At 54.7% G+C, this 24,245-nt stretch carries 17 protein-coding genes; 13 read left to right on the forward strand and 4 right to left on the reverse strand.

Annotation, left to right across the window (positions count from 1 at the left end; translation table 11 throughout):
- Positions 1-81: 81 nt before the first annotated feature.
- The 9 genes from ftsK to ELK40_RS07960 all read left to right on the forward strand — a co-directional run bounded on the left by ftsK (position 82) and on the right by ELK40_RS07960 (position 13,521).
- Positions 82-3,813 (forward strand): DNA translocase FtsK, encoded by a 3,732-nt coding sequence (ftsK, locus tag ELK40_RS07920; RefSeq protein WP_127730253.1) that lies wholly within the window; start codon positions 82-84, stop codon positions 3,811-3,813.
- 128 nt (positions 3,814-3,941) lie between these two features.
- A complete protein-coding gene (gene lolA, locus ELK40_RS07925) occupies positions 3,942-4,556 on the forward strand; it encodes an outer membrane lipoprotein chaperone LolA (protein ID WP_021240884.1) in 615 nt (204 codons plus the stop codon).
- A gap of 9 nt (positions 4,557-4,565) precedes the next feature.
- The gene (gene rarA, locus ELK40_RS07930; RefSeq protein WP_111963921.1) at positions 4,566-5,909 is read left to right on the forward strand and encodes a replication-associated recombination protein RarA; all 1,344 of its coding nucleotides are present in this window, start codon (positions 4,566-4,568) and stop codon (positions 5,907-5,909) included.
- Positions 5,910-6,001: 92 nt separating this feature from the next.
- The gene (gene serS, locus ELK40_RS07935; protein WP_008499983.1) at positions 6,002-7,294 is read left to right on the forward strand and encodes a serine--tRNA ligase; all 1,293 of its coding nucleotides are present in this window, start codon (positions 6,002-6,004) and stop codon (positions 7,292-7,294) included.
- Positions 7,295-7,504: 210 nt separating this feature from the next.
- Positions 7,505-9,949, forward strand: a complete 2,445-nt coding sequence (gene dmsA, locus ELK40_RS07940) for a dimethylsulfoxide reductase subunit A (protein ID WP_127730255.1) — start codon at positions 7,505-7,507, stop codon at positions 9,947-9,949.
- 10 nt (positions 9,950-9,959) lie between these two features.
- Positions 9,960-10,577, forward strand: a complete 618-nt coding sequence (locus ELK40_RS07945) for a DMSO/selenate family reductase complex B subunit (protein WP_115874632.1) — start codon at positions 9,960-9,962, stop codon at positions 10,575-10,577.
- Position 10,578: 1 nt separating this feature from the next.
- The gene (locus tag ELK40_RS07950) at positions 10,579-11,442 is read left to right on the forward strand and encodes a dimethyl sulfoxide reductase anchor subunit family protein (RefSeq protein WP_127730257.1); all 864 of its coding nucleotides are present in this window, start codon (positions 10,579-10,581) and stop codon (positions 11,440-11,442) included.
- Between the two features lie 276 nt (positions 11,443-11,718).
- On the forward strand, positions 11,719-12,867 hold the full coding sequence (locus ELK40_RS07955) for an MFS transporter (RefSeq protein ID WP_127730259.1): 1,149 nt from the start codon (positions 11,719-11,721) through the stop codon (positions 12,865-12,867).
- Between the two features lie 123 nt (positions 12,868-12,990).
- Positions 12,991-13,521 carry an anti-virulence regulator CigR family protein gene (locus ELK40_RS07960; RefSeq protein WP_127730261.1) on the forward strand — a complete coding sequence of 177 codons (531 nt, stop codon included), beginning with the start codon at positions 12,991-12,993 and terminating at the stop codon, positions 13,519-13,521.
- A gap of 36 nt (positions 13,522-13,557) precedes the next feature.
- Here ELK40_RS07960 and pflA read toward each other — a convergent pair whose 3' ends face one another.
- The 4 genes from pflA to ycaO form a co-directional block, all read right to left on the reverse strand.
- Positions 13,558-14,298, reverse strand: coding sequence for a pyruvate formate lyase 1-activating protein (gene pflA / locus ELK40_RS07965; protein ID WP_045630022.1), 741 nt, complete (start codon positions 14,296-14,298; stop codon positions 13,558-13,560).
- Between the two features lie 203 nt (positions 14,299-14,501).
- Positions 14,502-16,784, reverse strand: a complete 2,283-nt coding sequence (gene pflB / locus ELK40_RS07970; protein ID WP_127730263.1) for a formate C-acetyltransferase — start codon at positions 16,782-16,784, stop codon at positions 14,502-14,504.
- A 51-nt stretch (positions 16,785-16,835) separates the two neighbouring features.
- Complete coding sequence (focA, locus tag ELK40_RS07975) at positions 16,836-17,693, reverse strand: formate transporter FocA (RefSeq protein WP_008499974.1); 858 nt, start codon at positions 17,691-17,693, stop codon at positions 16,836-16,838.
- A 406-nt stretch (positions 17,694-18,099) separates the two neighbouring features.
- On the reverse strand, positions 18,100-19,860 hold the full coding sequence (gene ycaO / locus ELK40_RS07980; protein ID WP_115874634.1) for a 30S ribosomal protein S12 methylthiotransferase accessory factor YcaO: 1,761 nt from the start codon (positions 19,858-19,860) through the stop codon (positions 18,100-18,102).
- Between the two features lie 127 nt (positions 19,861-19,987).
- Here ycaO and ELK40_RS07985 point away from each other — a divergent pair, with 127 nt between their 5' ends.
- The 4 genes from ELK40_RS07985 (at position 19,988) to cmk (ending at position 24,153) form a co-directional block, all read left to right on the forward strand.
- Positions 19,988-20,680: a DUF421 domain-containing protein gene (locus ELK40_RS07985; protein WP_111964569.1), complete on the forward strand. Its 693-nt coding sequence runs from the start codon at positions 19,988-19,990 to the stop codon at positions 20,678-20,680.
- Between the two features lie 162 nt (positions 20,681-20,842).
- Positions 20,843-21,931: a 3-phosphoserine/phosphohydroxythreonine transaminase gene (serC, locus tag ELK40_RS07990; protein WP_115874635.1), complete on the forward strand. Its 1,089-nt coding sequence runs from the start codon at positions 20,843-20,845 to the stop codon at positions 21,929-21,931.
- 69 nt (positions 21,932-22,000) lie between these two features.
- On the forward strand, positions 22,001-23,284 hold the full coding sequence (gene aroA, locus ELK40_RS07995; protein ID WP_127730265.1) for a 3-phosphoshikimate 1-carboxyvinyltransferase: 1,284 nt from the start codon (positions 22,001-22,003) through the stop codon (positions 23,282-23,284).
- Positions 23,285-23,469: 185 nt separating this feature from the next.
- Positions 23,470-24,153, forward strand: a complete 684-nt coding sequence (gene cmk, locus ELK40_RS08000; RefSeq protein WP_024907794.1) for a (d)CMP kinase — start codon at positions 23,470-23,472, stop codon at positions 24,151-24,153.
- Positions 24,154-24,245 lie beyond the last annotated feature (92 nt).

Below are 24,245 nucleotides of genomic sequence, written 5' to 3' on the forward strand. Positions count from 1 at the left end.
AGCAACAGTGCCGGGGAGTCCCGGCGCTGTTGTCCGTTTTAGCAAAAAGGCAGGATATGCCTGATACCTGGAGAGCCTTTTTTGAGCCAGGAATACACTGAAGACAAAGAAGTCACACTATCGAAGCTAAGCAGCGGACGTCGTCTCCTCGAGGCTTTGCTGATTGTTATTGCCCTTTTTGCCGTCTGGCTGATGGCAGCCTTATTCAGTTTCAATCCTTCAGATCCCAGCTGGTCACAAACTGCATGGCATGAGCCTATCCATAATTTAGGCGGTGTCCCTGGTGCCTGGCTGGCGGATACGCTGTTTTTCATTTTCGGTGTGATGGCCTACACCCTCCCCGTTATTATCATTGGCGGATGCTGGTTTGCGTGGCGTCATCGTCAGAACGATGATTACATCGACTATTTCGCCGTGTCGCTGCGCCTGATTGGCGCGCTGGCGCTGATCCTTACTTCGTGCGGGCTGGCGGCAATCAATGCGGATGATATCTGGTACTTCGCCTCTGGTGGTGTAATCGGCAGCTTACTCAGTTCTGCGCTACAGCCGATGCTGCACAGCAGCGGCGGCACGCTGGCGCTGCTGTGCATTTGGGCGGCCGGGCTAACGCTGTTTACCGGCTGGTCATGGGTGAGCATTGCCGAGAAAATTGGTAGTTTTATCCTCACCATTCTGACCTTCGCCAGCAACCGTACCCGCCGTGACGATACGTGGATTGATGAAGACGAGTACGAAGATGAAGAGGAAGATGACGCGCCTGTGCAGCGTCGCGAATCTCGTCGTGCGCGTATTCTGCGCGGCGCGCTGGCGCGTCGTCAGCGTGTTGCTGAGAAGTTTGCCAACCCGCTAGGTCGTAAAACCGATGCGGCGCTCTTCTCCGGTAAACGCATGGATGAAGACGAGCAGGTGGCGTATCGCGCTGCGGGTGTCGCAGTCGATCCTGACGATGTGCTCTTCTCTGGCAGCCGGGCCACACCCGGGGACTTTGACGAATACGACCCGCTGTTAAACGGTCACTCGGTCACTGAACCGGTTGCGGCAGCCGCAGCCGCGACAACCGCAGCGCAGGCGTATGCCGCGCCTGTCGACGCCGTGATGCCATCCGCGCCGGTTTCGCCGCCGGAATCCGTTATTCAGCAACCTCAGGTTGACTGGCAGACTGCTCCCGGTGTTCACACGCCGGAGCCCGTTATCGCGCCTGAACCAGAGAGCTATGTCCCTGTGCAGCAGGAGCAGTGGCAGCAGCCATATCAGCCGCCGCAGCCTGCGTATGAACCGCAAGATTACCCTCACTTTGAACAGCCTGTGGCCCAACCGTATCAGGAGTATGTGCCTGAACCGGTTGAACCTGTGCAGCCTCATGTAGCGCCGCAGCCTGAACCTGAAATCGTGGAAGAGGTGAAGCCAGCCCGTCCACCGCTGTACTATTTTGAAGAAGTCGAAGAGCGCCGCGCGCGTGAACGCGAACAGCTGGCCGCCTGGTATCAGCCTGTGCCTGAACCGGTGCAGGAGCCGGTGACGAAAGCGCCTTCTGTCCCAGTTCCACCGGTCGACCCGACACCTGTAGTTGCACCCGTAGCGGAAAGCGTGAAGCAGGCTACCGCGGCCGCTGCCGTGGCTGCACCTGTCTTTAGCCTGGCAACAGGGGGCGCGCCACGTCCTCAGGTGAAGGAGGGGATTGGTCCGCAACTGCCTCGTCCTAACCGCGTTCGCGTACCAACCCGTCGTGAACTTGCCTCTTATGGTATCAAGCTGCCTTCCCAGCGCATGGCGGAAGAGAAAGCGCGCGAGCCAGAGTACGAAGATGACGCCGATGAGATGCAGCAGGACGAGCTGGCCCGCCAGTTCGCCGCGCAGCAGAATCAACGCTACGGTGAAGAATATCAGCACGATGAACCTGTGCCTGAAGACGAAGATGACGCTGCAGAAGCGGAATTAGCGCGCCAGTTCGCCGCCACCCAGCAGCAGCGTTATTCCGGTGAACAACCGGCTGGTGCAAATCCGTTCTCACTGTCTGATTTTGAATTCTCGCCGATGAAGGATCTGGTGGATGATGGCCCGAGCGAGCCTTTATTTACCCCGAGCGTGATGCCGGAAGTTGAGCCTGTGCGCCAGCAGCCAGCACCACAGGCCTATGCACAGCCGCAACAACCTGTTCATCAGCCGTATGCGCAGCCGCAGCAGCCCGTTCAGCAGCCATATGCGCAACCGCAACAACCAGTTCAGCAACCGCAGCCGCCGCAGTTCCAGCAGCCTGCGCCTCAGCCGCAGGAGAGCCTGATTCACCCGCTGCTGATGCGTAACGGTGACAGCCGTCCGCTGCAGCGTCCAAGCACGCCGCTGCCGTCTCTGGATCTGTTAACGCCGCCGCCGTCGGAAGTGGAACCCGTCGATACCTTCGCGCTGGAGCAGATGGCGCGTCTGGTGGAAGCCCGTCTGGCCGACTTCCGTATCAAGGCTGACGTGGTGAACTACTCGCCGGGCCCTGTTATCACCCGTTTTGAACTGAACCTGGCGCCAGGCGTTAAAGCCGCGCGTATTTCTAACCTGTCCCGCGACCTGGCGCGTTCCTTGTCGACCGTTGCGGTACGTGTGGTGGAAGTGATACCGGGCAAACCTTACGTTGGTCTTGAGCTGCCGAACAAGAAACGTCAGACCGTCTACCTGCGTGAAGTGCTGGATAACACCAAATTCCGCGATAACCCATCCCCGCTGACCGTGGTGCTGGGTAAAGATATCGCTGGCGATCCGGTGGTGGCAGACCTCGCAAAAATGCCTCACCTGCTGGTCGCGGGTACTACCGGTTCCGGTAAGTCTGTCGGTGTGAACGCCATGATCCTCAGCATGCTCTATAAAGCGCAGCCGGAAGATGTGCGTTTCATCATGATCGACCCGAAAATGCTCGAACTTTCGGTCTACGAAGGCATCCCGCATCTGCTGACCGAAGTGGTCACCGACATGAAAGACGCCGCCAACGCCCTGCGCTGGAGCGTCAATGAGATGGAGCGTCGCTATAAGCTGATGTCGGCGTTGGGCGTACGTAATCTGGCCGGTTATAACGAGAAAATCGCCCAGGCTGTGCGTATGGGACGTCCGATCCCGGATCCTTACTGGAAGCCGGGTGACAGCATGGATGCCCAGCATCCGGTGCTGGAAAAACTGCCTTATATCGTCGTGCTGGTCGATGAATTCGCTGACCTGATGATGACCGTTGGTAAGAAAGTGGAAGAGTTGATTGCCCGTCTGGCGCAGAAAGCGCGTGCGGCGGGTATTCACCTTGTGCTGGCGACCCAGCGTCCTTCCGTGGACGTTATCACTGGTCTTATCAAAGCGAACATTCCGACGCGTATCGCCTTTACCGTATCAAGCAAAATTGACTCCCGTACCATTCTTGATCAGGGCGGCGCAGAGTCGCTGCTGGGAATGGGGGACATGCTCTATTCCGGCCCGAACTCCACTTCTCCGGTGCGTGTTCACGGTGCGTTTGTCCGCGACGAGGAAGTTCACGCTGTCGTGCAGGACTGGAAAGCGCGCGGTCGTCCACAATATATTGACGGCATTACCAGCGATACGGAAAGCGAAGGCGGCGGCGGTGGCTTCGACGGTGGTGAAGAGCTGGATCCGTTATTCGATCAGGCGGTTAACTTCGTTACCGAAAAACGCAAAGCGTCCATCTCAGGCGTGCAGCGTCAATTCCGCATCGGCTATAACCGCGCAGCGCGTATCATCGAGCAGATGGAAGCGCAGGGCATTGTGAGCGAGCAGGGGCATAACGGTAACCGCGAGGTGCTGGCGCCGCCGCCGTTTGATTAACCTTCAGCGTTTGCAAAGAAGGGTAAATCAGCCAAAATTAAGCATTTTCTTCTGTCGCCTGCCTTCGGGCAGGTCCAGAATAGAAGACGGAAATCCCATATCGGGAAGACGTATTTTAAGGAATAACAATGAAAAAAATCGCCATCGCCTGTGCATTACTCACCAGTTTTGTTGCCAGCAGCGTCTGGGCTGATGCAGCCAGCGACCTTAAAAGCCGACTGGATAAAGTAAGCAGCTTCCACGCCAGCTTCACGCAAAAAGTGACGGACGGCAGCGGCAACGCGGTGCAGGAAGGCCAGGGAGATTTGTGGGTAAAACGCCCAAATCTGTTCAACTGGCACATGACCCAGCCGGATGAGAGCATCCTGGTGTCTGACGGTAAAACCTTATGGTTCTACAACCCGTTCGTTGAGCAGGCTACTGCGACCTGGCTGAAAGATGCCACCAGCAATACGCCGTTTATGCTGATTGCACGTAACCAGGCCAGCGACTGGCAGCAGTACAATATTAAACAGACGGGTGACGAGTTTGTCCTGACGCCGAAAGGCAGCAACGGCAACCTGAAGCAGTTCACCATTAACGTGAGCACCAACGGTACCATTAATCAGTTCGGCGCGGTTGAGCAGGACGATCAGCGCAGCAGCTACCAGCTTAAATCTCAGCAGAACGGCGCCGTTGATGCATCGAAATTCACCTTTACCCCGCCGAAGGGCGTGACGGTGGACGACCAACGCAATAAGTAAGAGGCGTGAGTGGGCAATCTGTCGCTCGATTTTTCAGATAACGCGTTTCAACCTCTGGCCGCCCGTATGCGGCCAGAAAATTTAGCGCAGTACATCGGCCAGCAGCACCTGCTGGCTGCCGGTAAGCCATTGCCACGCGCCATTGAGGCCGGGCATCTTCACTCCATGATCCTCTGGGGGCCCCCTGGCACCGGCAAAACCACGCTTGCAGAAGTGATCGCCCGCTATGCCAACGCGGACGTTGAACGCATCTCGGCGGTGACCTCCGGCGTGAAGGAGATCCGTGAGGCGATCGAGCGTGCGCGGCAGAACCGCAATGCCGGGCGGCGCACCATCCTCTTCGTGGACGAAGTCCACCGCTTCAACAAGAGCCAGCAGGATGCCTTCCTGCCGCATATTGAAGACGGCACGATCTTCTTCATCGGCGCGACCACCGAGAATCCGTCGTTTGAACTGAACTCGGCGCTACTCTCCCGCGCGCGCGTTTATCTGCTCAAATCGCTGACCACCGAGGATATTGAAAAGGTTCTCACCCAGGCGATGGACGACAAAGCGCGCGGCTACGGCGGGCAGGATATCGTTCTGCCCGACGACACGCGTCGTGCGATCGCGGAGCTGGTCAACGGCGATGCGCGTCGGGCGCTGAATACGCTGGAAATGATGGCCGATATGGCCGAAGTCGACGATGCCGGGAAGCGGGTGCTTAAACCGGAATTGCTCACCGAAATTGCTGGTGAACGCAGCGCCCGTTTCGACAATAAAGGCGACCGTTTTTACGACCTGATCTCGGCGCTGCATAAGTCGGTACGCGGCAGCGCGCCGGATGCGGCGCTTTACTGGTACGCGCGCATTATCACTGCGGGCGGCGATCCGCTATATGTCGCGCGCCGCTGTCTGGCGATTGCGTCTGAAGATGTTGGCAATGCCGATCCTCGCGCTATGCAGGTTGCGCTGTCGGCCTGGGACTGCTTCACCCGCGTTGGACCCGCGGAGGGCGAACGTGCCATCGCGCAGGCGATTGTTTATCTGGCCTGCGCGCCGAAAAGCAATGCGGTTTATACCGCGTTTAAAGCGGCGATGTCGGATGCGCGTGAACGTCCGGACTACGATGTTCCGGTTCATTTGCGTAATGCACCGACCAAACTGATGAAAGAGATGGGGTATGGGCAGGAGTACCGCTACGCTCATGATGAACCCAATGCCTACGCCGCAGGGGAGGAATATTTCCCGCAGGAGATGGCACAAACGCGCTATTATCGCCCCACAAACAGAGGTCTTGAAGGCAAGATTGGTGAAAAGCTCACCTGGCTCGCCGGACAGGATCAAAATAGCCCTATAAAACGCTACCGTTAGTTCAATCGTTGCGGTAATGTTGGCGTAGTATCCTTGTGGCCGCAGGCTGTGGTCACATTTTCCTATTTTAATTCGATAAGCACAGGATAAGCATGCTCGATCCCAATCTGCTGCGTAATGAGCCAGACGCAGTCGCTGAAAAACTGGCACGCCGGGGCTTTAAGCTGGATGTAGATAAGCTACGCGCTCTTGAAGAGCGTCGTAAAGTACTGCAGGTACAAACTGAAAATCTGCAGGCAGAGCGTAACTCTCGATCGAAATCCATCGGCCAGGCGAAAGCGCGCGGGGAAGATATTGAGCCATTACGCCTGGAAGTGAACAAGCTGGGTGAAGAACTGGATCAGGCGAAAGCTGAGCTGGACGTTCTTCAGGCCGAGATTCGTGATATTGCCCTGGCTATCCCGAATATTCCTGACGACAGCGTGCCTGTCGGCAAAGATGAAAACGACAACGTTGAAGTGAAGCGCTGGGGTACGCCTCGTGAGTTTGACTTCGAAGTACGCGATCACGTGACGCTGGGCGAAATGCACGCGGGCCTGGACTTTGCGGCAGCGGTTAAGCTGACAGGTTCTCGCTTCGTGGTGATGAAAGGCCAGATTGCCCATCTGCACCGCGCGCTGGCGCAGTTCATGCTGGATCTGCACACCGAGCAGCATGGCTACAGCGAAACCTACGTGCCGTATCTGGTCAACCACGATACGCTGTACGGTACGGGCCAGTTGCCGAAATTTGCCGGCGACCTGTTCCATACCCGCCCGCTGGACGAAGAAGCAGACAGTAGCAACTACGCGCTGATCCCAACCGCGGAAGTGCCGCTGACTAACCTCGTGCGTGATGAGATCATCGACGAAGACGATCTGCCGATCAAACTGACGGCACATTCACCGTGCTTCCGTTCTGAAGCCGGTTCTTACGGTCGCGACACGCGCGGTCTGATCCGTATGCACCAGTTCGACAAAGTTGAGATGGTGCAGATCGTTCGTCCAGAAGAATCCATGGACGCGCTGGAAGAGATGACCGGCCACGCGGAGAAGGTTCTGGAGCTGCTGGGTCTGCCGTACCGTCGTATGGCTCTGTGTACCGGTGATATGGGCTTTGGCGCCTGCAAAACCTTCGATCTGGAAGTGTGGGTGCCTGCGCAGAACACCTACCGTGAAATCTCCTCCTGCTCTAACGTCTGGGATTTCCAGGCGCGCCGCATGCAGGCACGCTGCCGCAGCAAATCTGACAAGAAAACCCGTCTGGTACATACCCTGAACGGTTCTGGTCTGGCTGTGGGTCGTACCCTGGTTGCCGTGCTGGAAAACTATCAGCAGGCAGACGGTCGTATCGAGATCCCTGAAGTGCTGCGTCCATACATGAAAGGCCAGCAGTACATCGGTTAATATTTGTCTTAAAACAAAAAAGCGCCTCAGGGCGCTTTTTTTATGCTTATGAATTGATACGACGCAATACCCCCTCCCTCTAAAGTAGTAATACTCCTCCGAATGAAAGTCAGCATAAAACGCTGATAACGAAAATATTCGTTATATATAAAACTACATAGCGGTTTGCGCCGCCTCTCTTTTCTTTGTGAGCAACCAAAATGAGTCTCTATGAAAATCAACGCGCCTGAAGCATTAATGGCTGCCGAGGTCACTCGCCGTGGTTTGATGAAAACCACGGCTATAGGCGGCCTGGCCGTAGCCAGCAGTGCCTTCACGCTCCCCTTTACCCGACTGGCGTCGGCGGCTGATGCTCTGTCTCCGGCCACTTCCCCGGGAAAAGTGGTGTGGAGTGCCTGTACCGTCAACTGCGGTAGCCGTTGTCCGCTGCGTATGCATGTGGTGGATGGTGAAATTAAATATGTCGAAACCGACAATACCGGGGACGATAACTACGAAGGGTTACATCAGGTCCGTGCCTGCCTGCGCGGTCGCTCCATGCGTCGTCGCGTCTATAATCCTGACCGCCTGAAATACCCGATGAAGCGCGTCGGTAAGCGTGGGGAAGGGAAGTTCGAGCGGATTAGCTGGGATGAAGCCTACGATATCATTGCCACCAACATGCAGCGGTTGATTAAAGAGTACGGTAACGAATCCATCTACCTGAACTACGGTACCGGGACGCTCGGCGGCACGCTGACCCGTTCCTGGCCACCGGGAAAAACGCTGGTGGCGCGCCTGATGAACTGCTGCGGCGGTTATCTCAATCACTATGGTGACTACTCATCGGCGCAGATTGCTGCTGGCCTGAACTACACCTATGGCGGCTGGGCGGACGGAAACAGCCCGTCTGATATCGAAAACAGTAAGCTGGTGGTGCTGTTCGGCAATAACCCGGGTGAAACGCGCATGAGCGGCGGTGGGGTAACCTACTACCTCGAACAGGCCCGCGCCAAATCCAATGCCCGCATGATCATCATCGACCCACGCTATACCGACACCGGCGCCGGACGTGAAGACGAGTGGATCCCCATTCGTCCGGGGACCGACGCGGCGCTGGTCTCCGCCCTGGCGTGGGTGATGATCACTGAGAACCTTGTCGATCAGCCTTTCCTGGATAAATACTGCGTCGGCTATGACGAGAAAACTCTGCCAGCCAGCGCGCCGGCAAACGGTCACTACAAGGCGTATATTCTCGGACAGGGCAGCGACGGCGTGGCGAAAACGCCGGAGTGGGCGTCCACCATCACCGGCATCCCGGCTGAGCGTATCGTTCAGCTGGCGCGTGAAATTGGTTCAGCCAAACCGGCCTATATCAGCCAGGGCTGGGGTCCACAGCGTCATGCGAACGGCGAAATCGCGACCCGTGCCATCTCCATGCTCTCCATTCTGACCGGCAACGTCGGCATTCACGGCGGTAACACCGGCGCGCGTGAAGGTTCATATGAAGTGCCGTTCGAACGTATGCCGACGCTGGATAACCCGGTTCAGACCAGCATCTCCATGTTTATGTGGACCGATGCGATTGAACGCGGCCCGGAAATGACCGCCCTGCGCGACGGCGTGCGCGGCAAGGACAAGCTGGACGTGCCGATCAAGATGATCTGGAACTATGCCGGTAACTGCCTCATCAACCAGCATTCAGAAATCAACCGTACCCATGAAATCCTGCAGGACGACAAGAAGTGCGAGATGATTGTGGTGATCGACTGCCACATGACCTCTTCGGCGAAATATGCCGATATCCTGCTGCCGGACTGCACCGCCTCTGAGCAGATGGATTTCGCGCTGGATGCATCCTGCGGCAACATGTCCTACGTGATTTTTACCGACCAGGCGATTAAACCGCGCTTTGAGTGCAAAACCATTTATGAGATGACCTCCGAGCTGGCGAAACGTCTTGGCGTTGAGCAGCAGTTTACCGAGGGACGGACTCAGGAAGGGTGGATGCGCCATCTGCATGAACTCTCCCGTAAGGCCATTCCTGACCTGCCGGACTTTGACACCTTCCGCAAGCAGGGGATGTACAAACAGCGCGATCCGGAAGGGCACCACGTGGCGTACAAAGCGTTCCGTGAAGATCCGCAGGCGAACCCGCTGACCACGCCGTCGGGCAAAATCGAAATCTATTCCGAAGAGTTGGCAAAAATTGCGTCAACCTGGGAACTGCCGGAAGGGGACGTTATCGATCCGCTGCCGATCTACACGCCGGGCTTTGAAAACTACAACGATCCGCTGACGGCGAAATTCCCGCTGCAGCTGACCGGCTTCCACTACAAAGCGCGTGTTCACTCTACCTACGGTAACGTCGACGTGCTGAAAGCCGCCTGCCGACAGGAGATGTGGATCAACCCGATGGATGCCAAAGCGCGAGGCATCAGCAATGGCGATCGCGTGCGGATCTTCAACGGTCGCGGCGAGGTTCACATTGAAGCCAAAGTGACGCCGCGCATGATGCCAGGCGTGGTGGCGCTGGGGGAAGGGGCCTGGTATAGCCCTGATGCAAACCGCATCGACCAGGCTGGCAGTATTAACGTACTGACCACGCAGCGTCCGTCGCCTCTGGCGAAAGGCAACCCATCCCACACAAACCTTGTCCAGGTTGAAAAGGTTTAAGGAGTAACCGATGACAACTCAGTATGGATTTTTTATTGATTCCAGCCGTTGCACCGGGTGCAAAACCTGCGAGCTGGCCTGTAAAGATTACAAAGACCTGACCCCTGACGTCAGCTTCCGCCGTATTTATGAATACGCCGGGGGGGACTGGCAGGAAGATAACGGCGTCTGGCATCAGAACGTTTTTGCCTATTATCTGTCAATTGCCTGTAACCACTGTGAAGATCCGGCCTGTACCAGGGTCTGCCCGAGCGGGGCGATGCACAAGCGTGAAGACGGTTTTGTTGTGGTGGACGAAGATGTCTGCATCGGCTGTCGGTACTGCCATATGGCGTGCCCGTACGGCGCGCCGCAGTACAATGCCGCCAAAGGTCATATGACCAAATGCGACGGTTGCCACACCCGCGTAGCGGACGGCAAAAAGCCGATTTGCGTCGAGTCCTGCCCGCTGCGCGCGCTGGACTTCGGTCCGATTGAAGAGCTGCGTCAAAAACACGGTCAGCTCGCTGCCGTGGCGCCGCTGCCGTCTGCGCACTTCACGAAGCCGAGTATTGTGATTAAACCTAACGCCAACAGCCGTCCTACAGGTGATACCACCGGCTACCTGGCAAATCCGAAGGAGGTGTGAGATGGGAAGTGGATGGCATGAATGGCCGCTGATGATCTTCACGGTCTTTGGTCAGTGCGTGGCGGGTGGTTTCATTGTGCTCGCGCTGGCGCTGTTGAAAGGTCGCCTTAATGCTGAACAGCAGCAGCGTTTAGTGTTGAGCATGTTTGGCCTGTGGGTGCTGATGGGGATTGGGTTTATCGCCTCTACGCTTCACCTGGGTTCGCCTATGCGCGCGTTTAACTCCCTGAACCGCGTGGGTGCCTCATCCCTCAGTAACGAGATTGCCAGCGGAGCAATTTTCTTTGCCGTCGGTGGGCTGGGCTGGCTGCTGGCCGCCATGAAAAAATTGCCTGCGGGTCTGCGCAGCCTGTGGCTAATCGTGACCATGGTGTTGGGCGTGGTGTTCGTGTGGATGATGGTGCGCGTCTATAACACCATCGATACCGTTCCAACCTGGTACAGCGTCTGGACGCCAATGAGCTTCTTCCTGACGATGTTTATCGGCGGACCGCTGCTGGGCTACCTGCTGCTGCGCGTGGCGGGCGTAGACGGGTGGGCAATGCGTTTGTTGCCCGCTGTTTCGCTGCTGGCGCTGGTGGTGAGTGCGATGGTCGCCCTGATGCAGGGAGCAGAACTGGCAACCATTCACAGCTCTTTCCAGCAGGCTTCTGCCCTGGTACCGGACTACGGTGCTCTGATGGCCTGGCGCATCGTTCTGCTGGTCGCCGCGTTGGTATTCTGGATTGCTCCTCAGCTCAAAGGTTATCAGCCCGCGCTGCCGCTGCTGTCACTGGCTTTTGTGCTGGTACTGGCGGGTGAACTGATTGGTCGCGGCGTGTTCTACGGGTTGCATATGACTGTAGGTATGGCTATCGCAAGTTAACGTTGTATTTGGTTATATCAAGCCGGGCCTGAGTGCCCGGCTTTTTCTTTTTTCGATCATGAAATTTTTCGACTGTCGTTTTGTTTTAATTTTGCCCATTAATAAATGAAAACAGAGACATAATTAATATCCATAGCAGGCGTGGCATTAGCAGGATAAGTTTTTTAAATCGACAGGGAACATATTGTGCGAGGCGGCTAAATCAGTGGATTGACTTTGTTTTTGCCAGTGGCATGATGCGCACGAAATCTGAACTTCCTCACGGCTTTTTAATCCATGACCACCTATACCCGGCCAGTGCTGCTGTTGCTCTGTGGCTTGCTTCTGTTGACCCTGGCGATCGCAGTGTTAAATACGCTCGTCCCGCTGTGGCTTGCCCATGAAAACTTACCGACCTGGCAGGTGGGTATGGTCAGCTCGTCCTTTTTTACCGGCAACCTTCTTGGAACCCTGGTGACCGGGAGCCTGATTAAGCGCTTTGGCTTTAACCGCAGCTATTATCTGGCTTCGCTGATTTTCGCTGCCGGGTGTGCGGGGCTGGGCCTGATGGTCGGCTTTTGGAGCTGGATGGCATGGCGCTTTATCGCCGGTGTAGGCTGCGCGATGATTTGGGTAGTCGTTGAAAGTGCGCTGATGTGCAGCGGCACCTCCCGTAATCGTGGACGCCTGCTGGCAGCCTATATGATGGTTTATTACGTCGGCACCGTACTGGGGCAACTGATGGTCAGCAAGCTGCCAACCGACCTCATGAGCGTTCTGCCGTGGGTAACGGGTATGGTGCTGGCCGCGATCTTGCCTTTGCTCTTCACGCGCATCGTGAACCATAACAGCGAACACCAGGAAGCAACCCACGTCTGGCCAATGCTCAGACTGCGTCATGCGCGTCTGGGCGTTAACGGCTGCATTATATCGGGGATTGTACTGGGCTCGCTCTATGGTCTGATGCCGCTCTATCTGAATCATCAGGGCGTCAGCGATTCCGGAATTGGCTTCTGGATGGCGGTGATGGTGAGTGCCGGGATCGTCGGGCAGTGGCCGATTGGCCGTCTGGCGGACCGCTTCGGTCGTCTGCTGGTGCTGCGCGTTCAGGTCTTCGTGGTCATCATGGGATGTCTTGCCATGCTCAGCAACGCCGCAATGGCGCCTGCGCTGTTTATTCTCGGGGCCGCCGGCTTTACGCTCTATCCGGTGGCAATGGCCTGGGCCTGTGAGAAAGTTGAGCACCACCAGCTGGTGGCAATGAACCAGGCGCTGTTACTGAGCTATACCATCGGCAGCTTATTAGGGCCGACGTTTACCGCGATGCTGATGCAGAATTACTCCGACAATTTACTGTTTATCATGATTGCCAGCGTGTCGTTTATATATCTCTTAATGCTGCTGCGTAAAGCAGGTGAGCATCCAACGCCTGTGGCACATGCCTGATTAAATTAAAGCCTGTCGATGACAGGCTTTTTTGTCCCTGTCACAACTAAGAGTTTTACTTATTGTTTGTTTATTGCGCCAGGCGATAATTCATGTGAGTCCTACCACTATAAGGCAGCAATCATGTCTATTCGTCGTTTTTCCACTACCGCACTTGCCGTAGTGTTGTCTTTAACGTTTGCAACGGCTCCGGTCATGGCTAATCCTGGAAACGGGAATGGCGGTGGTCACGGAAACGGTGGCGGGCAAGGTAATGGCGGTAATCATGGTAACGGGAATTCTGGTAACTCCGGCAACCATGGAAATAAGCAAAATAGCGGACAGGATAGCCCTGGAAAATCGAATAAGAGCTTCAAAAATAGCAAAGATGTCGGTAATGATGTTGATGCTCGCGTGAGCTTCGATCATGCGCGTCACCTGGCGCTGAATTATGGCTTAACGGGTTATGACTCTCTGCCTCCGGGCATCGCGAAAAACCTGGCGCGCGGTAAGCCGCTTCCTCCGGGCATTGCGAAGAAAACCGTGCCAGCCTCTATGCTGGACCAGCTTCCTTCCTACCCGGGCTATGAATGGCGCGTGGTCGGGGACGACCTGGTCTTAATTGCGCTGAGCACAGCCATTGTGACGTCCGTTATTAACGGTGTATTTAAATAGAATATAAAAAAGGCCCGGTTTTACCGGGCCTTTTCGTTAATACATGACCTTGTGGCCATACTGCTCGAGAATACCTTTCACGCGTTCCATCGTCTCTTTTTTCGGCGGCTTCACGCCATCGAGTTTGTACTCTTCGCCCATGGCCACCCATTTATGTTTACCCAGCTCGTGATAGGGCAGAAGCTCGATTTTCTCGACGTTGCCCATGTCACGGGTGAATTCCCCCAGGCGGTGCGCGGAGTCGTCGTCGTCTGACCAGCCAGGAACAACCACGTAGCGGATCCAGGTTTTGATGCCTTTGTCGGCTATGTATTTGGCAAACTCCAGCGTGCGGTGGTTTGAGACACCAACGAGGTTCTGATGGATCTCATCGTTCATCTGTTTGAGATCGAGCATCACCAGATCGGTCACTTCAAGCAGTTCATCAATCACCGGATCGTAGCGACGTACAAAGCCATTGGTATCCAGGCAGGTATGAATGCCTTCTTTGTGGCAGGCGCGGAACCAGTCACGGACAAATTCAGCCTGAAGAATGGCTTCACCGCCGGATGCGGTGACGCCGCCACCGGACGCGTTCATAAAGTGGCGGTAGGTCACCACCTCTTTCATCAAGTCTTCAACGGTCACTTCTTTGCCGCCGTGCGTGTCCCAGGTATCGCGGTTATGGCAGTACAGGCAGCGCATCAGGCAGCCCTGGAAAAAGGTGATAAAGCGGATGCCCGGGCCATCAACGGTGCCACAGGATTCAAAGGAGTGAATACGACCAATAGTTGACATTGCGGTGATATCTCCATCATCGGCCCGTCCCGGGCCTGTGTATGCACAGCTCAAAGCCGGCTGTGTTAAGTCTGTTTTGGCTGTTATCCATTCAGTATAGATAGCGGGCAAAAGAGACTGAGGTGGAGAGGGTGCTAAAAAGGCCCCACTGACGTGGAGCCTTTATTGTACGCTTGTTAACGCGTGATTTCAGTCAATTCCACTTACATGGACTGAGTGAAAGTACGGGTGATAACGTCCTGCTGCTGTTCTTTAGTCAGGGAGTTAAAACGTACTGCGTAGCCAGATACGCGGATGGTCAGCTGAGGATATTTCTCAGGGTGTTCCATCGCGTCGAGCAGCATTTCACGGTTCATTACGTTCACGTTCAGGTGCTGACCACCTTCGATGGACGCTTCGTGGTGGAAGTAACCATCCATCAGACCCGCGAGGTTGGTTTTACGCACTTCGTCGTCTTTACCCAGCGCGTTTGGCACGATAGAGAAGGTGTAAGAGATACCATCTTTCGCGTAGGCAAACGGCAGTTTAGCTACGGAAGTCAGAGAGGCAACAGCACCTTTCTGGTCACGACCGTGCATTGGGTTAGCACCTGGGCCGAATGGCGCGCCAGCACGACGACCGTCTGGGGTGTTACCGGTTTTCTTACCATACACAACGTTAGAGGTGATGGTCAGAACAGACTGAGTCGGGATAGCGTTACGGTAAGTAGTCAGTTTCTGAATTTTCTTCATGAAACGTTCTACCAGGTCAACCGCCATGTCATCAACGCGAGAGTCGTTGTTACCAAACTGCGGATATTCACCTTCGATTTCGAAGTCTACAGCCAGGCCGTCTTCGTCACGAATTGGTTTAACTTTCGCATATTTGATTGCAGACAGGGAGTCAGCAGCAACGGACAGACCAGCAATACCACACGCCATGGTGCGGATAACGTCACGGTCGTGCAGCGCCATCAGAGAGGCTTCGTAGCTATACTTGTCGTGCATGTAGTGGATAACGTTCAGTGCAGTGACGTACTGTTTAGCCAGCCAGTCCATGAAGTGATCCATGCGGTCCATGACTTCGTCGAAGTTCAGAACGTCGCCTTTGATCGGCTCAGATTTAGGACCAACCTGCATTTTCAGTTTTTCATCAACGCCGCCGTTGATAGCGTACAGCATGGTTTTCGCCAGGTTTGCACGCGCACCGAAGAACTGCATTTGTTTACCAACAACCATTGGGCTTACGCAGCAAGCGATAGCGTAATCGTCGTTGTTGAAGTCCGGACGCATCAGGTCATCGTTCTCGTACTGCAGAGAAGAGGTATCGATGGACACTTTAGCGGCGAATTTCTTGAAGTTCAGAGGCAGTTTTTCAGACCACAGAACGGTGATGTTCGGCTCCGGAGAAGGGCCCATGGTGTACAGGGTGTTCAGGAAGCGGAAGCTGTTTTTGGTAACCAGAGTACGGCCGTCAACGCCCATACCGCCGATAGATTCTGTTGCCCAGATTGGGTCACCAGAGAACAGTTCATCATATTCAGGAGTACGCAGGAAGCGAACCATACGCAGTTTCATGACCAGGTGGTCAATCATTTCCTGAGCGTCTTGCTCGGTGATTTTGCCTGCTTTCAGGTCACGTTCGATGTAAGCATCCAGGAAGGTGGATACGCGACCGAAGGACATTGCTGCACCGTTCTGAGACTTAACTGCGGCCAGGTAGCCGAAGTAGGTCCACTGGATAGCTTCCTGAGCGTTGGTAGCAGGACCAGAGATATCGCAGCCGTATTTAGCAGCCATCTCTTTGATCTGACCCAGCGCGCGGTGCTGTTCAGCGATCTCTTCACGCAGACGGATAGTTGCTTCCAGGTTTACGCCGTTTTCCAGATCGGACTGCAGGGAAACAAACTGCGCGTACTTGTCTTTCATCAGGAAGTCGATACCGTACAGCGCAACGCGACGGTAGTCACCGATGATACGGCCACGGCCATACGCATCTGGCAGACCGGTCAGAACGCCAGATTTACGGCAGTTCAGAATGTCTTTGGTGTAAACATCGAATACGCCCTGGTTGTGGGTTTTGCGGTATTCGGTGAAGATTTTTTTCAGCATTGGGTCCAGCTCGCGGTTATACGCTTTGCAGGAACCTTCAACCATTTTAATACCACCAAACGGGATGATTGCGCGTTTCAGTGGTGCTTCAGTCTGCAGACCAACGATTTTCTCAAGGGCTTTGTTAATATAGCCAGCATCGTGAGAAGTGATGGTGGAAGCAACGGAGGTGTCAAAATCAACTGGCGCGTGAGTGCGGTTTTCCAGTTTAACGCCTTCCATTACGCTGTCCCACAGCTTGGTTGTCGCGTCAGTTGCGCCAGCCAGGAAGGATTCGTCACCTTCATACGGGGTATAGTTTTTCTGAATGAAGTCACGTACGTTTACTTCATTCTGCCAGTCACCTTTCGCAAAACCTTCCCAGGCTGTGGCTAACTTTTCATTAAGCTCGGACATGTAACACCTACCTTCTTAAGTGGATTTTTTATTTACTGCCTGAGAAAACCATCAATGATGATCGTCGCCACGCAGGTAAATGACCCAGTATGTCAACCCAACTAACAGACCCCCACCGATAATGTTCCCGATAGTGACAGGGATCAGGTTATCAGTAATGAAATTCATAATAGTCAGGTGTGAGAAACTTTCCGGGGATGAACCAACTGCGGTCCAGAACTCCGGGCTCGCAAAGTCGCGGATGACAATGCCCATTGGGATCATGAACATATTCGCGATACTGTGCTCAAAGCCGCTGGCAACAAACATCGCAACCGGCAGAACCATAATTAAGGCTTTGTCCATCAGGCTACGACCCGAGTAGCTCATCCATACAGCCAGGCAGACCATCAGGTTAGCGAGGATGCCGAGAGCAACGGCTTCGATAAATGTGTGGTGCATTTTGTGGTCGGCGGTTTGCAGGACGTTAAGGCCCCAGCCACCGTTGGCGGTCATGTACTCGCCAGAAAGCCACATCAACAAAACAAAGAGCAAACACCCAACCAGGTTACCCACGTAGACGTTAAGCCAGTTACGTGCCAGCTGACCCCAGGTAATTCTTCCGCTGGCCTTTGCCACGACAATCAGCACCGTTGAGGTGAAGAGGTCGGCGCCGCAGATGACGCAGAGAATCAGACCCAGTGAGAAACAAATGCCGCCAATCAGTTTGGCCATGCCGAAAGGCATTCCGGCAGTACCGGTAGTGGCGGTGATGTAGAAGACGAAAGCAATAGAGATGAACACACCAGCCGTGATCGCCAGATAGAACGTCTTCATCGGGTGTTTCGTTGCTTTATAGACACCCGCTTCTTCGGCAACTTTGGCCATCGCAGCAGGGAGTAAAAGATCAAAAGGGTTGTCAGCTTTCACACTAACTCTCTCTTTATTAAGTCGGCGACGAGATACTAACAAAGCATTATAGAAGAGAAATTGATATAGATCATATCTCGCCTGGCTTATAGGCCCGCAGTGTGTATGGATTTACAGCAAATGCGGAGTAAGTGTTTGATTATCCGTATAAAAATAAATTTTAAAAGTTATGAAAAGAGTTGAATTTTTTCGTTCAGCCACCTCGGATACAGTTAATTAATATGGAGTATTTACCATAAAAAGTAACAGTAAAGCCCAGGTAAATATTATTATATTTACCCATGTTTAACTTTATTATTACAATCAACAGTCATTGCCGAAGAAAATAAAAAACGGGGCAATGAAATTGCCCCGTAATATAGCCCAGACGATTGAATACGCCTACTGCTGGTAATGTTATGTGCGCTTATTTTGACCAGTAAGCGGCTTTTGCTTTCTGCAGTTTTTCGTAGGCCTTCAGCAGCGACTGGTGCGCCGGGAAGGCTTTCAGATCGCTATCAACAGCCTGCAGGCCATAAAACGGCGCTTCGCCGCTCAGGGCCGCGCTGGCTGCTTCTACAGCCTCAGCACCGTACATGCGCACGAAAGCGTTCAGGTATTGCAGCGGTTCGCGATCCTCTTCCTGTGCAAGCAGCAGCAGGGTTTGCAGGCAACGGTAATAGTTGGTGCGCTCGGCAGAGAAGACCGACTGGTTGAACTCCATGGTCCACTCGGTCCAGGCCAGGGCCTGATCCAGGTCGCCACCCGCCAGGGCCAGCATCGCTTTCAGCTCACCAATACGCAGGGTGTACCAGCCGTTGTCTTTACCGGTCGCGAGACCCAGGAGTTCGCGTACGCGGGTGAAGTCATCGTGGCCTTCCTCGTCCAGTTGGGCGATCAGGTTCAGATAATCTTCTTTTTCCCACTCGCTGCCAGGCAGAGCCAGCAGCGTTTCGCGCAGATGTGCACCCATGCTGTTATTCGCCAGCCACAGATCTTCTGCAGGGTAGATGTCGGACATGCCGGGAACAATAATGCGGCATGCATAGACGCCCAGGTGCTCGTAGTCGGCGATATAGACGTCCTGGTCTTCGGCTTTGAAAATCGCCATCAGCGTCGCGAACTCTTCTTCGGTTGTACCGGCAAAGCTCCAGTCCACGAACGGATAGTCTGCGTCCTGTTTGAACATATCCCAGGAGATCAAACCGCTGGAGTCAATGAAGTGGGTTTCGAGGTTGGTATGTTCAGCCACCTCTTCATCGTCAAACGTTGGCGGGGTGAATACGTCGAGATCTTTCAGGCTACGGCCCTGCAGCAGCTCGGTGACGGTGCGTTCCAGCGCCACGCCGAAGTCAGGGTGCGCGCCAAAGGAGGCGAAACAGGTGCCGTTTGTCGGGTTGAACAGCACGACGCAGATAACCGGGTACTTGCCGCCCAGCGAGCCGTCATAGGCAAAGATTGGGAAACCTTCTGCTTCCAGCTTAGCGATGGATTCCACCACGCCCGGGTAGCGCGCCAGCACGTCGGCCGGAATTTCAGGCAGGCTAATGGATTCGGCAATGATGCGGTTTTTAATGTGGCGTTCAAAGACTTCGGACAGACCCTGCACGCGCGCTTCATTGCGGGTGTTACCGGCGGACATGCCGTTGGACACATAGAGGTTGCCGACGATGTTCATCGGGATATAGACGGTCTGCTCGTCAGACTGGCGGGTGAACGGCAGGGCGCAGATCCCACGGTCTTCATTGCCAGACTGCAGATCGATCAGCATGCTGGCGGTCAGTTCGTTGTCTGGATCGTAGAAGGCACGGAGGCGTGCGTCGAGAATACCTTCCGGCATTTCGTCGTCTTCGGTCAGCGGGAACCATTTTTCATTTGGATAGTGAACGAACGGGCCGTTAGCGATGGTCTCGCCCAGCCAGAAGTCAGCGAAGAAATAGTTGGTGGACAGACGCTCAAAATACTCACCCAGCGCAGAGGCCAGTGCCGCTTTTTTTGTCGCGCCTTTACCGTTGGTAAAGCACAGGGCACAGTCTTTATCGCGAATATGCACGGACCAGACGTGAGGCACCGGATTGAGCCAGGAGGCTTCTTCGATGTTAAAACCCAGGTCGGTCAGTTTCTGCTGGAAGCGAGCGATGGAATCTTCCAGAGCGGCATCTTTGCCGGGGATAAACGTTTGAGTCATGGCGTTCACTTTTATCGTACGTAAAGCGCGCAATGATACGGGTTTTGCGTGACGGGTGCTATCTTCGGCGAAAATAAATGGCTGGGCTATGCTTAGTGGCAGTAACTGACTGTTAAGGCATAGAAAAATGAAAGCATTTGATCTCCAGCGGATGGCGTTTGATAAAGTTCCTCCTGAATTTCTGGGCGAAGTGGCGTTGCGCAGCCTGTATACCTTCGTACTTGTCTTCCTGTTTCTTAAAATCACCGGCCGTCGCGGCGTACGGCAGATGTCGCTCTTTGAGGTGTTGATCATCCTGACGCTGGGTTCAGCGGCGGGGGATGTCGCCTTCTATGATGATGTGCCGATGGTGCCGGTGTTTATCGTTTTTGTTTCACTGGCGCTTCTTTATCGCCTTGTCATGTGGCTGATGTCGAAAAGCGAAAAGCTGGAAGATCTGCTTGAGGGGAAGCCGGTCGTTATCGTCGAGGACGGGCAGTTGGCCTGGGAAAATGTACAAAGCGCCAATATGACCGAGTTCGAGTTCTTTATGGAGCTACGACTGAATAGCGTTGAACAGCTCGGGCAGGTGCGTCTGGCGATCATGGAGACCAACGGGCAGATCAGCGTCTATTACTATTCTGACGACGAGGTGAAGCCGGGACTGTGTATCCTGCCGGATATGCTGATCGAGCGTTTCAGAACCGTACCTGAGTCAGGCGAGTATGCCTGCGTGAGATGTAGCCATGTGCTCGCGATGCAGCCGGGGGATCGTCAATTATGCCCCCGCTGTGCAAATCCGGAATGGACGAAGGTTAGCCGGGCCAAACGCATCACCTGACAGCCATTTTGTCGGTTTTGTCATGGCGAGGCGGCAGATTGTTTTGTGTGACGCGGGGCACATTTCACGGGTCATAAGTTTTAGACATTGCGGCGCGTGTCACTGAATGATAAAACCGATATCCACAGTTATAACTTATGGCTTTTAGCGTGGTGAGGGGAAATGGCTCAAGTCTTTAATTTCAGTTCAGGTCCGGCAATGTTACCGGCAGACGTGCTTAAACAGGCTCAACAGGAACTCTGTGACTGGAACGGTCTCGGTACGTCGGTGATGGAAATCAGCCACCGTGGTAAAGAGTTTATTCAGGTGGCCGAAGAGGCAGAAAAGGATTTTCGCGATCTGCTGAATATTCCCTCGAACTACAAAGTATTGTTCTGCCACGGCGGTGGACGCGGCCAGTTTGCAGGCGTTCCGCTGAATATCCTCGGTGACAAAACGACGGCTGACTACGTTGACGCGGGCTACTGGGCTGCGAGCGCCGTTAAAGAAGCGCATAAATACTGCACGCCGAATGTTATCGACGCCAAAGTGACCGTTGATGGCCTGCGCGCCGTGAAGCCAATGAGCGAGTGGCAGCTTTCTGATAACGCAGCGTATCTGCACTACTGCCCGAACGAAACCATTGACGGGATTGCCATCGACGAGACGCCAAACTTCGGCAGCGATGTCGTGGTTGCCGCCGACTTCTCCTCCACCATTCTGTCTGCGCCAATTGATGTCAGCCGCTACGGCGTTATCTATGCGGGCGCGCAGAAAAATATCGGTCCGGCCGGTTTGACTATCGTCGTCGTGCGTGAAGACCTGCTGGGTAAAGCACATACATCCTGCCCGTCGATTCTTGATTACACCGTGCTGAACGACAACGATTCTATGTTCAACACCCCACCGACGTTTGCCTGGTACCTTTCCGGCCTGGTCTTCAAATGGCTGAAGCAAAACGGCGGCGTGGCGCAGATGGACAAGGTGAATCAGCAGAAAGCTGAACTGCTGTATGGCGTGATCGACAAAAGCGATTTCTATCGCAACGATGTGGCGAAAGCTAACCGTTCCCGGATGAACGTGCCGTTCCAGCTGGCGGACAGCAGCCTGGATAAAGTGTTCCTGGAAGAGTCCTTCGCGGCAGGCCTGCATTCGCTCAAAGGTCACCGTGTCGTTGGCGGCATGCGTGCCTCCATCTATAACGCGATGCCGCTGGAAGGCGTTAAAGCTCTGACGGATTTCATGATCGACTTCGAACGTCGCCACGGTTAATAGCGCTGTTTTCACCCCCGTAGCCCTGCTGCGAGGTTTTTATTATGTTGAGTTGAGAGTTAAGTTTTCATGGAATCCCTGACGTTACAACCTATCGCGCGGGTAGATGGCACCATTAATCTGCCTGGTTCAAAAAGTGTCTCGAACCGCGCTCTGCTGCTGGCAGCACTGGCAAACGGCACCACCGTCCTTACAAACCTGCTGGACAGCGATGACGTACGCCATATGCTCAATGCGCTGAAAGCGTTGGGTGTTCATTACATTCTCTCCGACGATCGTACCCGCTGCGAAGTGACCGGCAGCGGCGGCGCGCTGCAGACGGATGAAGAGCTTGAGCTGTTTCTGGGCAATGCGGGTACCGCGATGCGTCCGCTGGCGGCGGCCCTGTGTCTTGGGCGCAACAACATTGTGCTGACCGGCGAACCTCGCATGAAAGAGCGTCCGATTGGCCATCTGGTGGATGCCCTGCGTCAGGGCGGCGCGCAGGTTGAGTATCTGGAGCAGGAAAACTATCCGCCACTGCGTCTGCGCGGTGGTTTTAACGGCGGTCACGTCGAGGTTGACGGCAGCGTCTCCAGCCAGTTCCTGACGGCACTGCTGATGACCGCGCCGCTGGCGCCGCAGGATACGGTTATTACGATTAAAGGCGAGCTGGTCTCCAAACCTTATATTGATATCACCCTGCACCTGATGAAAACCTTCGGTGTCGAGGTGGAAAACCAGTCTTATCAGCGCTTCGTGGTGCGTGGAGCGCAGCAGTACCAGTCTCCGGGCAGCTATCTGGTTGAAGGCGACGCTTCGTCGGCTTCTTACTTCCTGGCTGCGGGCGCGATCAAAGGCGGTACCGTGAAGGTCACCGGTATTGGTCGCAATAGCGTGCAGGGCGACATCCGTTTTGCGGACGTGCTGGAAAAAATGGGCGCGGTTGTGACCTGGGGTGATGACTTCATCGCCTGTACCCATGGCGATCTGAATGCCATCGACATGGACATGAACCATATTCCGGATGCGGCGATGACCATTGCCACTGCGGCGCTGTTTGCAAAAGGCACCACTACGCTGCGTAATATCTACAACTGGCGCGTAAAAGAGACTGACCGTCTGTTCGCGATGGCGACCGAGCTGCGTAAGGTCGGCGCTGAGGTGGAAGAGGGCGAAGACTACATTCGCATCACGCCTCCTGCAAAACTGCAGGTTGCCGAGATCGGAACCTACAACGATCACCGTATGGCGATGTGCTTCTCGCTGGTGGCGTTATCAGACACGCCTGTGACCATCCTTGACCCGAAATGTACGGCGAAAACGTTCCCGGACTACTTCGAACAGCTGGCACGCATTAGCACGCTGGCCTGATAACACCTTGCCGCATCGCCTGATGCGGCATTTCCTTACGCTTCCTGACGAACACTTCCGTTCATTTCTTCTACACTCTGCTTCAATCAATCCGTAATTTGCACGCAAAGGTAACAGTTGCGCACGTTGACGCGTATAATGCGCGGCGTTCATGTAAACGGTATGCCTTATTTAAGGAGAAAAAGATGACGGCAATTGCCCCGGTAATCACCATTGATGGGCCGAGTGGCGCAGGGAAAGGGACTCTGTGCAAAGCGATGGCGGAAGCATTGCAATGGCATCTTTTAGATTCGGGAGCAATCTATCGCGTGCTGGCTCTGGCTGCGCTACATCATCACGTGGACGTGGCGTCAGAAGAAGCGCTGGTTCCGCTGGCCGCGCATCTTGATGTGCGTTTCGTGTCGACCGATGGCAACCTGGAAGTGATCCTTGAAGGGGAAGACGTGAGCGGGGAAATCCGTACTCAGGAAGTGGCGAATGCGGCCTCTCAGGTAGCGGCCTTCCCGCGCGTTCGTGAGGCGTTGTTGCGTCGTCAGCGCGCGTTTCGTGAAGCCCCGGGTTTGATCGCGGACGGACGCGATATGGGAACCGTGGTATTCCCTGATGCACCTGTGAAAATTTTCCTTGACGCCTCTTCAGAAGAACGCGCTCAGCGCCGCATGCTTCAGTTGCAGGAAAAGGGGTTTAGTGTTAACTTTGATCGCCTTTTATCCGAGATAAAAGAGCGCGATGACCGCGATCGTAACCGCGCCGTCGCTCCACTTGTTCCAGCAGAAGATGCATTAGTTCTGGATTCAACCAGTTTAACTATTGAGCAAGTGATTGAAAAAGCGCTACAATATGCGCGCCAAAAACTGGCACTCGCGTAATCGCGACCGATTTAGCAGTACCCCCGCTGCAATGGATTGACGGCGGGTATGTGAAACAACCCCATCCGGCACGGAGCCAGGTGGACGTTAAT

Source organism: Enterobacter sp. N18-03635, from assembly GCF_004006055.1.
Classification (GTDB): domain Bacteria; phylum Pseudomonadota; class Gammaproteobacteria; order Enterobacterales; family Enterobacteriaceae; genus Enterobacter; species Enterobacter vonholyi.